We start from the raw sequence: 240 nt of genomic DNA, 5'->3' as shown, positions 1-240 counted from the left end.
CGGATTCATTATCGTCCAGCTCGAAGAGTTCCGGCCAAGCTACTTTCGATGCAGCCAGGTCTTCCGGGGGCACGTCGACCGTCTGCAAGAACGAAACAATCCGTTTCATGGGGGAGTAAATACTGGTTTTGATAGAGCGATGGGAGGTGGGGATGTCGATGAACAGCATGACATCGTCTGCTGTCACCATGCGGAATCCCTTGCCTGCCAGATTGAGCTCGGAACCTTGGAGCAGGAAAT

Annotated in this window: 1 protein-coding gene; it reads right to left on the bottom strand. The window is 53.3% G+C overall.

The window, feature by feature from the left end; all coding sequences use genetic code 11:
- A partial coding sequence (locus tag KVT32_RS31360) for a hypothetical protein (RefSeq protein WP_217619562.1) occupies nucleotides 1-240 on the bottom strand: 240 nt, incomplete at both ends.

It is taken from the genome of Achromobacter sp. GbtcB20, assembly GCF_019091095.1.
GTDB classification, from domain to species: Bacteria; Pseudomonadota; Gammaproteobacteria; order Burkholderiales; family Burkholderiaceae_B; genus Achromobacter; species Achromobacter mucicolens.
This window is presented reverse-complemented; position numbering and strand designations above follow the sequence as displayed.